Raw genomic sequence first — 15,163 nt, forward strand, 5'->3', positions numbered from 1 at the left:
GGTTCCGAGGCATGGATCGACGAGGCGCAGGGAAGTATCACCGTGCGTTGAGGGCAGGCTTGCCGCAGGCGTTGAAATGAGGGTAGTGAGGCGCTCCGTAGAGCGGGACTGGACATCAGTGTGCCAAGTGGCTACACTGTCCCTTTGCGCTGCCTGTTAGCTGCTCCCTGCCCGTCACCAGGGGCTGCCCTCGCTAGAGCACGGAAACCGGACCACTCCTGACCTGGCCGAACAGTCAGAACGGGAATCCTGTCCCCGTGTGCCGTGAGGGACCGGTACGCGCGTAGTGAGTCCGAGCCCTCGGAAGGACCCCCTCTTGGCCGCCTCGCGCAATGCCTCGACCGCGAATACGAACAACGCTGCCAGCACCGCCCCGCTGCGCATCTCCTTTGCAAAGATCAAGGAGCCCCTCGAGGTTCCGAACCTTCTCGCGCTGCAAACCGAGAGCTTCGACTGGCTGCTCGGCAACGACGCGTGGAAGGCTCGCGTCGAGGAGGCTCTCGAGTCGGGTCACGACGTCCCCACCAAGTCCGGCCTGGAGGAGATCTTCGAGGAGATCTCCCCGATCGAGGACTTCTCCGGGTCGATGTCGCTGACCTTCCGCGACCACCGCTTCGAGCCGCCGAAGAACTCCATCGACGAGTGCAAGGAGCGCGACTTCACGTACGCCGCCCCGCTCTTCGTCACCGCCGAGTTCACCAACAACGAGACCGGCGAGATCAAGTCCCAGACCGTCTTCATGGGCGACTTCCCGCTCATGACGAACAAGGGCACCTTCGTCATCAACGGCACCGAGCGTGTCGTGGTGTCGCAGCTCGTCCGGTCCCCGGGCGTCTACTTCGACTCCTCCATCGACAAGACGTCCGACAAGGACATCTTCTCCGCCAAGATCATCCCGTCCCGGGGTGCCTGGCTGGAGATGGAGATCGACAAGCGCGACATGGTCGGTGTGCGCATCGACCGCAAGCGCAAGCAGTCCGTGACCGTCCTCCTCAAGGCGCTCGGCTGGACCACCGAGCAGATCCTGGAGGAGTTCGGCGAGTACGAGTCCATGCGCGCCACCCTGGAGAAGGACCACACCCAGGGCCAGGACGACGCGCTGCTCGACATCTACCGCAAGCTGCGTCCGGGCGAGCCCCCGACCCGCGAGGCCGCGCAGACGCTGCTGGAGAACCTGTACTTCAACCCGAAGCGCTACGACCTCGCCAAGGTCGGCCGCTACAAGGTCAACAAGAAGCTCGGCGCGGACGCCCCGCTCGACGCGGGCATCCTGACCGTCGAGGACGTCATCGCGACGATCAAGTACCTGGTCAAGCTGCACGCCGGCGAGACCGAGACGGTCGGTGACAACGGCCAGCCGGTCGTCGTCGAGACCGACGACATCGACCACTTCGGCAACCGCCGTCTGCGCAGCGTCGGCGAGCTGATCCAGAACCAGGTCCGTACGGGTCTGGCCCGTATGGAGCGCGTCGTCCGCGAGCGGATGACCACGCAGGACGTCGAGGCGATCACGCCGCAGACCCTGATCAACATCCGGCCGGTCGTCGCCTCCATCAAGGAGTTCTTCGGCACCAGCCAGCTGTCGCAGTTCATGGACCAGAACAACCCGCTGTCGGGGCTCACCCACAAGCGCCGCCTGTCGGCGCTCGGCCCGGGTGGTCTCTCCCGTGAGCGGGCCGGCTTCGAGGTCCGCGACGTGCACCCCTCGCACTACGGCCGCATGTGCCCGATCGAGACGCCCGAAGGCCCGAACATCGGTCTGATCGGCTCGCTCGCCTCCTACGGCCGGGTCAACGCGTTCGGTTTCGTCGAGACCCCGTACCGCAAGGTCGTCGACGGCCAGGTCACCGACGAGGTCGACTACCTGACCGCCGACGAGGAGGACCGCTTCGTCATCGCGCAGGCCAACGCCACGCTCACCGACGACATGCGGTTCGCCGAGGCCCGCGTGCTGGTCCGCCGCCGCGGCGGCGAGGTCGACTACGTCACCGGCGAGGACGTCGACTACATGGACGTCTCGCCGCGCCAGATGGTGTCGGTCGCGACCGCCATGATCCCGTTCCTGGAGCACGACGACGCCAACCGCGCCCTCATGGGCGCGAACATGATGCGCCAGGCCGTGCCGCTCATCAAGAGCGAGTCGCCGCTGGTCGGCACCGGCATGGAGTACCGCTCCGCGGTCGACGCCGGTGACGTGGTCAAGGCCGAGAAGCCGGGTGTGGTCCAGGAGGTCTCCGCCGACTACATCACCACCGCCAACGACGACGGCACGTACATCACATACCGGCTGGCCAAGTTCGCCCGCTCCAACCAGGGCACCTCGGTCAACCAGAAGGTCATCGTCAACGAGGGCGACCGGATCATCACCGGCCAGGTCCTGGCCGACGGTCCGGCCACCGAGAACGGCGAGATGGCGCTCGGCAAGAACCTGCTGGTCGCGTTCATGCCGTGGGAGGGTCACAACTACGAGGACGCGATCATCCTGTCGCAGCGCCTCGTGCAGGACGACGTCCTCTCCTCGATCCACATCGAGGAGCACGAGGTCGACGCCCGTGACACCAAGCTCGGCCCCGAGGAGATCACCCGGGACATCCCGAACGTCTCCGAGGAGGTCCTCGCCGACCTCGACGAGCGCGGCATCATCCGCATCGGCGCCGAGGTCATCGCCGGCGACATCCTGGTCGGCAAGGTCACGCCCAAGGGCGAGACCGAGCTGACCCCGGAGGAGCGCCTGCTGCGCGCGATCTTCGGTGAGAAGGCCCGTGAGGTCCGTGACACCTCGCTGAAGGTGCCGCACGGCGAGACCGGCAAGGTCATCGGCGTCCGCGTCTTCGACCGCGAGGAGGGCGACGAGCTTCCCCCCGGTGTCAACCAGCTGGTGCGCGTCTACGTCGCGCAGAAGCGCAAGATCACCGACGGTGACAAGCTCGCCGGCCGCCACGGCAACAAGGGCGTCATCTCCAAGATCAACCCGATCGAGGACATGCCGTTCCTGGAGGACGGCACGCCCGTCGACATCATCCTCAACCCGCTGGGCGTCCCGTCCCGGATGAACCCGGGACAGGTCCTGGAGATCCACCTCGGCTGGCTCGCCAGCCGCGGCTGGGACGTCTCCGGCCTCGCGGAGGAGTGGGCCCAGCGGCTCCAGGCGATCGGCGCCGACAAGGTCGAGCCCGGCACCAACGTCGCGACCCCGGTCTTCGACGGCGCGCGCGAGGACGAGCTGGCGGGTCTGCTCCAGCACACCATCCCCAACCGCGACGGCGAGCGCATGGTGCTCCCGTCCGGCAAGGCGCGGCTGTTCGACGGCCGCAGCGGTGAGCCGTTCCCGGACCCGATCTCGGTCGGCTACATGTACATCCTCAAGCTGCACCACCTGGTCGACGACAAGCTGCACGCCCGCTCGACCGGCCCGTACAGCATGATCACCCAGCAGCCGCTGGGTGGTAAGGCCCAGTTCGGTGGCCAGCGCTTCGGTGAGATGGAGGTGTGGGCGCTGGAGGCGTACGGCGCCGCTTACGCCCTCCAGGAGCTGCTGACCATCAAGTCCGACGACGTCACCGGCCGCGTGAAGGTCTACGAGGCCATCGTCAAGGGCGAGAACATCCCTGAGCCCGGCATCCCCGAGTCCTTCAAGGTGCTCATCAAGGAGATGCAGTCCCTGTGCCTCAACGTGGAGGTGCTGTCCTCGGACGGCATGTCCATCGAGATGCGCGACACCGACGAGGACGTCTTCCGCGCTGCGGAGGAGCTTGGCATCGACCTGTCCCGGCGGGAGCCGAGCAGCGTCGAAGAGGTCTGACGGGAGTTCCGGCCGGGCTCGACTGAGCCCGGCCGGCCCCAGGACCCCCGTATCAGACCCCATGACTTACAACCCTGAGAGGGATTGACGCATAGTGCTCGACGTCAACTTCTTCGACGAGCTCCGGATCGGTCTGGCCACCGCTGACGACATCCGTCAGTGGAGCCACGGCGAGGTCAAGAAGCCCGAGACCATCAACTACCGCACCCTCAAGCCGGAAAAGGACGGGCTCTTCTGCGAGAAGATCTTCGGTCCGACCCGGGACTGGGAGTGCTACTGCGGCAAGTACAAGCGCGTCCGCTTCAAGGGCATCATCTGCGAGCGCTGTGGCGTCGAGGTCACGCGCGCCAAGGTGCGCCGTGAGCGGATGGGCCACATCGAGCTGGCCGCTCCCGTCACCCACATCTGGTACTTCAAGGGCGTTCCGTCGCGGCTGGGCTACCTGCTCGACCTCGCCCCGAAGGACCTGGAGAAGGTCATCTACTTCGCCGCGTACATGATCACGTACGTGGACGAGGAGCGCCGTACGCGCGACCTGCCGTCGCTGGAGGCGCACGTCTCCGTCGAGCGCCAGCAGATCGAACAGCGCCGCGACGCCGACCTGGAGGCCCGCGCCAAGAAGCTCGAGACGGACCTCGCCGAGCTGGAGGCCGAGGGCGCCAAGGCCGACGTGCGCCGCAAGGTGCGCGAGGGCGCCGAGCGTGAGATGAAGCAGCTGCGCGACCGCGCGCAGCGCGAGATCGACCGCCTCGACGAGGTGTGGAACCGGTTCAAGAACCTCAAGGTCCAGGACCTGGAGGGCGACGAGCTGCTCTACCGCGAGCTGCGCGACCGCTTCGGCACCTACTTCGACGGCTCGATGGGCGCCGCCGCGCTGCAGAAGCGCCTGGAGTCCTTCGACCTCGAGGAGGAGGCCGAGAAGCTCCGCGAGATCATCCGTACCGGCAAGGGCCAGAAGAAGACCCGCGCGCTCAAGCGCCTCAAGGTCGTCTCCGCGTTCCTGCAGACCAGCAACAGCCCCAAGGGCATGGTGCTGGACTGCGTGCCGGTCATCCCGCCGGACCTGCGTCCGATGGTGCAGCTGGACGGTGGCCGCTTCGCGACCTCCGACCTGAACGACCTGTACCGCCGTGTCATCAACCGCAACAACCGCCTGAAGCGGCTTCTCGACCTCGGCGCGCCCGAGATCATCGTGAACAACGAGAAGCGCATGCTCCAGGAGGCCGTGGACGCGCTCTTCGACAACGGCCGTCGTGGCCGGCCGGTGACGGGCCCGGGCAACCGCCCGCTGAAGTCGCTGTCCGACATGCTCAAGGGCAAGCAGGGCCGCTTCCGTCAGAACCTGCTCGGCAAGCGCGTGGACTACTCCGCGCGTTCCGTGATCGTCGTCGGTCCGCAGCTGAAGCTGCACCAGTGCGGTCTGCCGAAGGCGATGGCGCTGGAGCTGTTCAAGCCGTTCGTGATGAAGCGGCTCGTGGACCTCAACCACGCGCAGAACATCAAGAGCGCCAAGCGGATGGTCGAGCGTGGCCGGACCGTGGTGTACGACGTCCTCGAAGAGGTCATCGCCGAGCACCCGGTGCTGCTGAACCGCGCGCCCACCCTGCACCGCCTCGGCATCCAGGCCTTCGAGCCGCAGCTGGTCGAGGGCAAGGCCATCCAGATCCACCCGCTCGTGTGCACCGCGTTCAACGCGGACTTCGACGGTGACCAGATGGCCGTCCACCTGCCGCTCTCCGCGGAGGCGCAGGCCGAGGCCCGCATCCTGATGCTGTCCTCGAACAACATCCTCAAGCCCGCCGACGGCCGTCCGGTGACGATGCCGACCCAGGACATGGTCCTCGGTCTGTTCTTCCTCACCACCGACGGCGAGGGCCGCGACCTCAAGGGCGAGGGCCGCGCGTTCGGCTCGGCGGCCGAGGCGATCATGGCCTTCGACGCGGGCGAGCTGTCGCTCCAGTCGAAGATCGACATCCGCTTCCCGGTGGGCACCATCCCGCCGCGCGGCTGGACCCCGCCGGCCCGTGAGGAGGGCGAGCCCGAGTGGCAGCAGGGTGACACCTTCACGCTGCGCACCACGCTGGGCCGCGCGCTCTTCAACGAGCTGCTGCCCGAGGACTACCCGTTCGTCGACTACGAGGTCGGCAAGAAGCAGCTCTCCGAGATCGTCAACGACCTCGCCGAGCGCTACCCGAAGGTCATCGTGGCGGCGACGCTCGACAACCTGAAGGCGGCCGGCTTCTTCTGGGCGACCCGTTCCGGTGTCACCGTGGCCATCTCCGACGTCGTCGTCCCCGAGGCGAAGAAGGAGATCGTCAAGGGCTACGAGGCGCAGGACGAGAAGGTCCAGAAGCAGTACGAGCGCGGTCTGATCACCAAGGACGAGCGCACGCAGGAGCTCATCGCGATCTGGACCAAGGCGACCAACGAGGTCGCCGAGGCGATGAACGACAACTTCCCGAAGACCAACCCGATCTTCATGATGGTGAACTCGGGCGCACGAGGCAACATGATGCAGATGCGTCAGATCGCCGGTATGCGTGGTCTGGTGTCGAACGCGAAGAACGAGACGATCCCGCGTCCGATCAAGGCGTCGTTCCGTGAGGGCCTGTCCGTGCTGGAGTACTTCATCTCCACGCACGGTGCCCGTAAGGGTCTGGCGGACACCGCCCTGCGTACCGCCGACTCGGGTTACCTCACCCGTCGTCTGGTCGACGTCTCCCAGGACGTCATCATCCGCGAGGAGGACTGCGGCACCGACCGCGGCCTGCGCCTGAAGATCGCCGACCGGCAGGACGGCGTGCTGCTCAAGGCGGAGGACGTCGAGACGTCCGTGTACGCGCGCTGCCTCGCCGAGGACATCGTGGTCGACGGCAAGGTGCTGGCCCCGGCCGGCACCGACCTCGGCGACGTGCTCATCGACGAGCTGGTCAAGCACGGCGTCGAGGAGGTCAAGACCCGCTCGGTCCTGACCTGCGAGTCCGCCGTCGGCACCTGCGCGATGTGCTACGGCCGCTCGCTGGCCACCGGCAAGCTGGTCGACATCGGTGAGGCGGTCGGCATCATCGCCGCCCAGTCCATCGGTGAGCCCGGCACCCAGCTGACGATGCGTACCTTCCACACCGGTGGTGTGGCCGGTGACGACATCACCCAGGGTCTGCCGCGTGTCGTCGAGCTCTTCGAGGCCCGTACCCCGAAGGGTGTCGCCCCGATCTCCGAGGCCTCCGGCCGGGTGCGGATCGAGGAGACCGAGAAGACCAAGAAGATCGTCGTCACCCCGGACGACGGCAGCGACGAGACGGCGTACCCGATCTCGAAGCGCGCCCGTCTGCTGGTGAGCGAGGGCGAACACGTCGAGGTGGGCCAGAAGCTCACCGTGGGTGCCACCAACCCGCACGACGTGCTGCGCATCCTCGGTCAGCGGGCCGTCCAGGTCCACCTGGTCGGCGAGGTGCAGAAGGTCTACAACTCGCAGGGTGTGTCGATCCACGACAAGCACATCGAGATCATCATCCGGCAGATGCTGCGCCGCGTGACGATCATCGAGTCCGGCGACGCGGAGCTGCTGCCCGGCGAGCTGGTCGAGCGGTCGAAGTTCGAGACCGAGAACCGGCGGGTCGTGCAGGAGGGCGGTCACCCGGCCTCGGGTCGTCCGCAGCTGATGGGTATCACCAAGGCCTCGCTGGCGACGGAGTCCTGGCTGTCGGCCGCCTCCTTCCAGGAGACGACCCGAGTGCTGACGGACGCGGCGATCAACGCCAAGTCCGACTCGCTCATCGGTCTCAAGGAGAACGTCATCATCGGTAAGCTCATCCCGGCCGGTACGGGTCTGTCCCGCTACCGCAACATCCGGGTGGAGCCGACCGAGGAGGCCAAGGCCGCGATGTACTCGGCCGTCGGCTACGACGACATCGACTACTCGCCCTTCGGGACGGGGTCGGGTCAGGCCGTGCCGCTGGAGGACTACGACTACGGGCCGTACAACCAGTAGCCGTACCCGTCGAAGGGCGGTCACCCCGGTGGGTGGCCGCCCTTCGGCGTTCCGCCGTCAGCGGGCGGTCAGCTCCAGGCGGCGACGACCGCCGTCGCCGGGGCGGCCAGGGCGGCCAGGACGCCGATGCCGGTGCTCCAGGGGCCGGTGGGAGCGTTCCAGGGCGTCCAGCCGTTGTTCGTGGCCGGCGAGCTGCTTGCCGGTCTGGTCGCTGCGCTGGACCAGCAGGGCCAGGGAGCCGTCGACCCGGGCGAAGCCCGCCTTCCCGTGGGCTCCGTGGAGCCCCATGGAGCCCCGTGGAGCCTCATGGAGTCGGCCACCGCTGTCGGGTGGGACGGCAGGGGGCGGTGGGGACGCCCGACGTCCGCCTCTCCGGCTTTTCGGCCGCCTTCACGGTTTCTCGTCCGCTTATCCAGCTTTTCGCCCGCCGCCCGGTTTTTTCCGCCCAACCCGGACGTACCGCTCCCCTGTGGCCTCCCGGCAGCGCATCATGGAGTGACTCCGTGCTCCGGGAGGTGCTCCGTGTCGCAGCCGCCGTCGCCGTACTCGTCCTGGCAGCCGAAGCCGCAGCCGCAGCCGATGCAGCCGCAAGTGCCGCCGCAGCCGTGGCTCGGTCAGGCCCAGCCCGCCATGCTCGCCTCCCACGCCGAGCGCGAGCGCGCCGTGGACGTGCTCAGGGCCGGGTACGGGGAGGGCAGGCTGGAGCACGCCGAGTTCGAGAAGCGGGTCGCGCGGGCCTACGAGGCGCGGACCGTCGGGGAGCTGGCGCTGCTCGTCGCCGATCTGCCGCAGGGGCCCGCTCCGGTCGGCCGGGCCGTGGTGCCGGCGGCCTTCCTGCCGCCCCCGCCGGCCACCAACGGCAAGGCGGTCGGAGCCCTGGTCTGCGGGGTGCTCACGTTCGCGACGGGCGGGCTCACCGGCGTCCCCGCGGTGATCCTGGGGCACACCGCCCGAGGGGAGATGCGGCGCACCGGGGAGCGCGGCGAGGGGCTCGCCATGACCGGGCTGGTGCTGGGCTGGCTGTCGGTCGCCGGGTGGGCGTTCTTCGTCACGCTCCTCATCGCGGCGGGACTGGCCTCCTCCGGCTGAACGGGTTCCAGGAGGGCCGCGGAGGCCGCCTTCGGTGCGGGGTCTTGACAGGTACCGCATGGCGATGCAGGCGTGCTTCCATTTGTTTTGACCACAGCGAATGCGGTAGGTACGCTCAGACCTTGTGCCTGGGGTGTGCCCTGGCTCCTGTGCGTGCCTGTGAACCGTACGGGGGTCCGCGAGCGGCCACCGTAATCTGTGCTCTTTTCGCCTCGCGGCGGGAGTCCGCCGGATTCGACACACCCGACCGCGTGGGTCGGTGACGTTCCAGGTTAGCTGTACCCATCGGCACAAGAGACCGGAGAAGTAGTGCCTACGATCCAGCAGCTGGTCCGAAAGGGCCGGCAGGACAAGGTCGAGAAGAACAAGACGCCCGCACTCGAGGGTTCCCCTCAGCGTCGCGGCGTCTGCACGCGTGTGTTCACGACCACCCCGAAGAAGCCGAACTCGGCCCTGCGTAAGGTCGCGCGTGTGCGTCTGACCAGCGGGATCGAGGTCACCGCTTACATTCCGGGTGAGGGGCACAACCTGCAGGAGCACTCCATCGTGCTCGTGCGCGGCGGCCGTGTGAAGGACCTGCCGGGTGTTCGCTACAAGATCATCCGCGGCTCCCTCGACACCCAGGGTGTCAAGAACCGCAAGCAGGCCCGCAGCCGCTACGGCGCCAAGAAGGAGAAGTAAGAATGCCTCGTAAGGGCCCCGCCCCGAAGCGTCCGGTCATCATCGACCCGGTCTACGGCTCTCCTCTGGTGACCTCCCTGATCAACAAGGTGCTGCTCAACGGCAAGCGCTCCACCGCCGAGCGCATCGTCTACGGCGCCATGGAGGGTCTGCGTGAGAAGACGGGCAACGACCCGATCATCACGCTGAAGCGCGCGCTGGAGAACATCAAGCCGACCCTCGAGGTCAAGTCCCGCCGTGTCGGTGGCGCCACGTACCAGGTGCCGATCGAGGTCAAGCCCGGTCGCGCCAACACGCTCGCGCTGCGCTGGCTGGTCGGTTACTCCCGCGCCCGTCGCGAGAAGACCATGACCGAGCGTCTGCTCAACGAGCTCCTCGACGCTTCGAACGGCCTCGGTGCGGCCGTCAAGAAGCGCGAGGACACGCACAAGATGGCCGAGTCCAACAAGGCCTTCGCGCACTACCGCTGGTAGTCGCTACCCACATCGAGACCGAGAGAAGACTGAAGCCTTATGGCTACCACTTCACTTGACCTGGCCAAGGTCCGCAACATCGGGATCATGGCCCACATCGACGCGGGCAAGACGACCACCACCGAGCGGATCCTGTTCTACACCGGTGTGTCGTACAAGATCGGTGAGGTCCACGACGGCGCCGCCACGATGGACTGGATGGAGCAGGAGCAGGAGCGTGGCATCACGATCACCTCTGCTGCCACCACCTGTCACTGGTCGATGAACGACGTCGACCACACCATCAACATCATCGACACCCCGGGCCACGTCGACTTCACCGTCGAGGTGGAGCGTTCGCTGCGCGTGCTCGACGGTGCCGTGACGGTGTTCGACGGCGTCGCCGGTGTCGAGCCCCAGTCCGAGACGGTGTGGCGTCAGGCGGACCGCTACGGCGTGCCGCGCATCTGCTTCGTCAACAAGCTCGACCGGACCGGTGCGGAGTTCCACCGCTGCGTCGACATGATCAGCGACCGCCTGGGCGCGCAGCCGCTCGTCATGCAGCTGCCGATCGGTGCCGAGGCCGACTTCAAGGGCGTCGTCGACCTCGTGACGATGAAGGCCTTCGTCTGGTCCGCCGAGGCGACCAAGGGTGAGATGTACGACATTGTCGACATCCCCGACACCCACACCGAGGCCGCCGAGGAGTACCGCGGCAAGCTGCTGGAAGCCGTCGCCGAGAACGACGAAGAGCTGATGGAGCTGTACCTGGAGGGCACCGAGCCCACCGTGGACCAGCTCTACGCGGCGATCCGCCGTATCACCATCGCGTCCGGCAAGGGTGAGGGCACCACCGTCACCCCCGTGTTCTGCGGCACCGCGTTCAAGAACAAGGGCGTCCAGCCCCTGCTCGACGCGGTCGTGCGCTACCTGCCCTCTCCCCTGGACGTCGAGGCCATCGAAGGCCAGGACGTCAAGGACCCGGAGAAGGTCATCGCGCGCAAGCCGTCCGACGACGAGCCGCTCGCGGCGCTGGCGTTCAAGATCATGAGCGACCCGCACCTCGGCAAGCTCACCTTCGTCCGCGTGTACTCCGGCCGCCTGGAGTCCGGCACCGCCGTGCTGAACTCCGTCAAGGGCCGCAAGGAGCGCATCGGCAAGATCTACCGCATGCACGCCAACAAGCGTGAGGAGATCGAGTCGGTGGGCGCCGGCGACATCGTCGCGGTCATGGGTCTGAAGCAGACCACGACCGGTGAGACGCTGTCCGACGAGAAGAACCCGGTGATCCTGGAGTCCATGGACTTCCCGGCGCCGGTCATCGAGGTCGCGATCGAGCCCAAGTCCAAGGGCGACCAGGAGAAGCTGGGTGTCGCCATCCAGCGGCTCGCGGAGGAGGACCCCTCCTTCCAGGTGCACACCAACGAGGAGACCGGCCAGACCGTCATCGGCGGTATGGGCGAGCTTCACCTCGAGGTGCTGGTCGACCGGATGAAGCGCGAGTTCAAGGTCGAGGCCAACGTCGGCAAGCCGCAGGTCGCGTACCGTGAGACGATCCGCAAGGCCGTCGAGAAGGTCGAGTTCACCCACAAGAAGCAGACGGGTGGTACCGGCCAGTTCGCTCGCGTCATCATCGCGATCGAGCCGATCGAGGGCGGCGACGCCTCCTACGAGTTCGTCAACAAGGTCACCGGTGGCCGTGTGCCGAAGGAGTACATCCCTTCGGTGGACGCCGGTGCGCAGGAGGCCATGCAGTTCGGCATCCTCGCCGGTTACGAGATGACCGGTGTCCGCGTGACGCTGCTCGACGGTGCCTACCACGAGGTCGACTCCTCCGAGCTGGCGTTCAAGATCGCCGGTTCGCAGGCCTTCAAGGAGGCCGCGCGCAAGGCCAGCCCCGTGCTGCTCGAGCCGATGATGGCCGTCGAGGTCACCACGCCCGAGGACTACATGGGCGACGTCATCGGTGACATCAACTCCCGCCGTGGCCAGATCCAGGCCATGGAGGAGCGGGCCGGTGCCCGCGTCGTCAAGGGTCTCGTGCCCCTGTCGGAGATGTTCGGCTACGTCGGCGACCTCCGCAGCAAGACGTCGGGTCGCGCAAGCTACTCGATGCAGTTCGACTCCTACGCCGAGGTTCCGCGGAACGTCGCCGAGGAGATCATCGCGAAGGCCAAGGGCGAGTAACGAGGCTCCGTTTAACGGACCACGTTCCCACGCCTTAGGCTTGACTCCGGAGCCTGCATCAGGGCATTCCGCCGCGAACCGGCTGTCCGCCGGGCAGCCGGCGGGATGCCCCCCGGGCCCGGGCTATCCAGCAAAGATCACCTGGCGCCGATGAAGCAAGGCGTTCAGAACCACTCCACAGGAGGACCCCAGTGGCGAAGGCGAAGTTCGAGCGGACTAAGCCGCACGTCAACATCGGCACCATCGGTCACATCGACCACGGTAAGACGACCCTCACGGCCGCCATTACCAAGGTGCTGCACGACGCGTACCCGGACCTGAACGAGGCCTCGGCCTTCGACCAGATCGACAAGGCTCCTGAGGAGCGCCAGCGCGGTATCACCATCTCCATCGCGCACGTCGAGTACCAGACCGAGACGCGTCACTACGCCCACGTCGACTGCCCCGGTCACGCGGACTACATCAAGAACATGATCACGGGTGCGGCGCAGATGGACGGCGCCATCCTCGTGGTCGCCGCCACCGACGGCCCGATGCCGCAGACCAAGGAGCACGTGCTCCTGGCCCGCCAGGTCGGCGTTCCGTACATCGTCGTCGCCCTGAACAAGGCCGACATGGTGGACGACGAGGAGATCCTGGAGCTCGTCGAGCTCGAGGTCCGTGAGCTCCTCTCCGAGTACGAGTTCCCGGGCGACGACCTGCCGGTCGTCAAGGTCTCCGCCCTGAAGGCCCTCGAGGGCGACAAGGAGTGGGGCCAGTCCGTCCTCGACCTGATGAAGGCCGTGGACGAGTCCATCCCGGAGCCCGAGCGCGACGTCGACAAGCCGTTCCTGATGCCGATCGAGGACGTCTTCACCATCACCGGTCGCGGTACGGTCGTCACCGGCCGCATCGAGCGTGGTGTCCTCAAGGTCAACGAGACCGTCGACATCATCGGCATCAAGCCGGAGAAGACCACCACCACGGTCACCGGCATCGAGATGTTCCGCAAGCTGCTCGACGAGGGCCAGGCCGGTGAGAACGTCGGTCTGCTGCTCCGCGGCATCAAGCGCGAGGACGTCGAGCGCGGCCAGGTCATCATCAAGCCGGGCTCGGTCACCCCGCACACCGAGTTCGAGGCGCAGGCCTACATCCTGTCCAAGGACGAGGGTGGCCGCCACACGCCGTTCTTCAACAACTACCGTCCGCAGTTCTACTTCCGTACGACGGACGTGACCGGCGTCGTGACCCTCCCCGAGGGCACCGAGATGGTCATGCCGGGTGACAACACCGAGATGAAGGTGGAGCTCATCCAGCCCGTCGCCATGGAAGAGGGCCTGAAGTTCGCCATCCGCGAGGGTGGCCGGACCGTGGGCGCCGGCCAGGTCACCAAGATCAACAAGTGACCTGACCTGGGCTTCCAGCCTTGAAGGGGCCCGTACGACTTCGGTCGTGCGGGCCCCTTCGCCGTGTTCCGGGTGTCATGTTCCGCGCCTAGTGTTCCGCGCGCCGTGTCCGGGCCGCGTCAGAAACTGCGGGTGATCAGCCAGGCGGCGATGCCGAGGACCGTCAGGTACCCGCCGATGGAGACGACCCGGCCGAGCCCCCTGGGGCCGGCGTCCTCGATCAGCGAACCGGCGATCCCGACCAGCGGCGCACCGAAAACGATTAAAAGCAGGCCGATCACGTAGTCCATGGTCCCCACCCCTCGTGTGCCGCTCGCGTGACGCAGCGATTCGATCACACGTTCATCAAAGATGCGGGCGATGTCGGTGCGGAGAGGCAGACTGATCCCCCACCCGTCCCGCCTGTCGTCTGTGAGTGAGCCGTGGGTACCCCGTCCGGTGACGAACCGTCCCTGTCCGACGCCGAGTTGGAGGCGTTCCTGAAGGAAGCCGCCGAGGGCTCCGCGGGCGGGGGCGCACCGCCGCCCAAGGAGCCCTCGGCGCGGGCGCGGATGGTGGCGCGGCGGCTGCGCGAGGAGGACGAGGCCGCCCGGCGGCGGAACAAGGGCCGGCCGGCCGGCCCGCCCGGGTGGCGCACCGGCCCCGCGTGGGACGGGCTGGACGGCCGCCGTACGCGCCGGCGCCGCGTCCTGGCCGTAGCCGGCGTGGTGCTGGCCGCCGCCGTCGCCGTGGTGGCCGTACGGCCCTCGCTGCTGCTGGACCGCTTCGGTGAGCCGGGGTCGACGGGGACGGAGTCCGCAAAGCCGGGGCTGCCCACCCGCGCCGAGCCGTTCCGCGGGTCGCCCGCGCTGAGCTGGGCCGACGGCGCGGAGGGGATCGAGCTGCCGAAGGCGGAGGCGGTCGGCGGCATGAGCGAGGCGGACGTGGCGTCCGCGCTGCGGCTGACCAAGGAACTGCTGGTCGCGGCCAACCTCGACCCGGAGGTGCTCGGCGGTGGGCGCCCGGAGAAGGCGATAGGTCTGCTCGACCCGCACAGCCCTGGCCTGATGGACCGGGTGGAGCGGTCGCTGAGCGATCCGAGTCAGGAGGACGACCCGCTGATGCTCTTCACCCGCTTCGACCCGGACGAGGCGCGGGTCCTCGGTGACGTGGTCAAGGTCCGCGGGGAGATGACGTTCGCCGCCGGGGACCCGGGCTCGGTCGAGGTGCACGCCGACTACACCTTCGTCTACGCCGTCGAGCGCGCCGGGGGCGGTGACGCCGGTGACGCCGTCGACCGTACGATCGTCCGCCGGGACGTGACGATGATGCTGGCCGACCCGGAGCGGTGGGAGGCCACCGAGGGGCGGCTGCTGCCGAAGTCGTACTACGCCGACTTCGGCAACACCGCGTGCGAGGTCCACGACGGGTACCTCCACCCGTCCTTCTCCGGCGCGTCCGCGACGGGGTCGCCGGCGACGGGGCCCGAGATCGATCCGTACGACCGGAGCGAGCCGTTGACGGGGGAGCGGGACAGGACCTGCGGGAAGGTGACGAGGACCTGAGGGGCCGGACTCGTGTCGTGTGCGGGGCCTCC

General features: G+C 67.6%; 9 protein-coding genes and 1 pseudogene. 8 read left to right on the top strand and 2 right to left on the bottom strand.

Translation table 11 applies throughout. From position 1 onward, the window contains the following. Positions 1-316 precede the first annotated feature (316 nt). Together rpoB and ACY1JF_RS00940 are read left to right on the top strand one after the other, a co-directional pair. The gene (rpoB, locus tag ACY1JF_RS00935) at positions 317-3,802 is read left to right on the top strand and encodes a DNA-directed RNA polymerase subunit beta (protein ID WP_462703013.1); all 3,486 of its coding nucleotides are present in this window, start codon (positions 317-319) and stop codon (positions 3,800-3,802) included. 94 nt (positions 3,803-3,896) lie between these two features. Continuing rightward, positions 3,897-7,793, top strand: coding sequence for a DNA-directed RNA polymerase subunit beta' (locus ACY1JF_RS00940; RefSeq protein ID WP_462703014.1), 3,897 nt, complete (start codon positions 3,897-3,899; stop codon positions 7,791-7,793). Positions 7,794-7,861: 68 nt separating this feature from the next. Here the strand turns inward: ACY1JF_RS00940 and ACY1JF_RS00945 are convergent. Then, positions 7,862-8,081 (bottom strand): annotated as a pseudogene (locus ACY1JF_RS00945) (hypothetical protein). A 291-nt stretch (positions 8,082-8,372) separates the two neighbouring features. On the opposite strand from ACY1JF_RS00945, the gene ACY1JF_RS00950 reads away from it, so the two are divergent. From ACY1JF_RS00950 to tuf, 5 genes are all read left to right on the top strand, one after another. Continuing rightward, positions 8,373-8,882: a DUF1707 and DUF4190 domain-containing protein gene (locus ACY1JF_RS00950; protein ID WP_462703181.1), complete on the top strand. Its 510-nt coding sequence runs from the start codon at positions 8,373-8,375 to the stop codon at positions 8,880-8,882. Between the two features lie 309 nt (positions 8,883-9,191). Further along, the gene (gene rpsL / locus ACY1JF_RS00955; RefSeq protein WP_003948652.1) at positions 9,192-9,563 is read left to right on the top strand and encodes a 30S ribosomal protein S12; all 372 of its coding nucleotides are present in this window, start codon (positions 9,192-9,194) and stop codon (positions 9,561-9,563) included. 2 nt (positions 9,564-9,565) lie between these two features. Further along, positions 9,566-10,036, top strand: coding sequence for a 30S ribosomal protein S7 (gene rpsG / locus ACY1JF_RS00960; RefSeq protein ID WP_003992340.1), 471 nt, complete (start codon positions 9,566-9,568; stop codon positions 10,034-10,036). A 39-nt stretch (positions 10,037-10,075) separates the two neighbouring features. Next, positions 10,076-12,202, top strand: a complete 2,127-nt coding sequence (fusA, locus tag ACY1JF_RS00965) for an elongation factor G (RefSeq protein WP_462703015.1) — start codon at positions 10,076-10,078, stop codon at positions 12,200-12,202. Between the two features lie 191 nt (positions 12,203-12,393). Next, positions 12,394-13,587: an elongation factor Tu gene (gene tuf, locus ACY1JF_RS00970; RefSeq protein WP_462703016.1), complete on the top strand. Its 1,194-nt coding sequence runs from the start codon at positions 12,394-12,396 to the stop codon at positions 13,585-13,587. A 119-nt stretch (positions 13,588-13,706) separates the two neighbouring features. Here the strand turns inward: tuf and ACY1JF_RS00975 are convergent, their stop codons facing one another. Next, positions 13,707-13,877 carry a hypothetical protein gene (locus ACY1JF_RS00975; protein WP_462703017.1) on the bottom strand — a complete coding sequence of 57 codons (171 nt, stop codon included), beginning with the start codon at positions 13,875-13,877 and terminating at the stop codon, positions 13,707-13,709. 132 nt (positions 13,878-14,009) lie between these two features. Between ACY1JF_RS00975 and ACY1JF_RS00980 the strand changes: the two genes are divergently transcribed. Next, complete coding sequence (locus tag ACY1JF_RS00980; RefSeq protein WP_462703018.1) at positions 14,010-15,131, top strand: hypothetical protein; 1,122 nt, start codon at positions 14,010-14,012, stop codon at positions 15,129-15,131. The last annotated feature ends 32 nt before the right edge of the window (positions 15,132-15,163 follow it).

The sequence above is a fragment of the Streptomyces sp. SYSU D01066-1 genome (assembly GCF_054956795.1).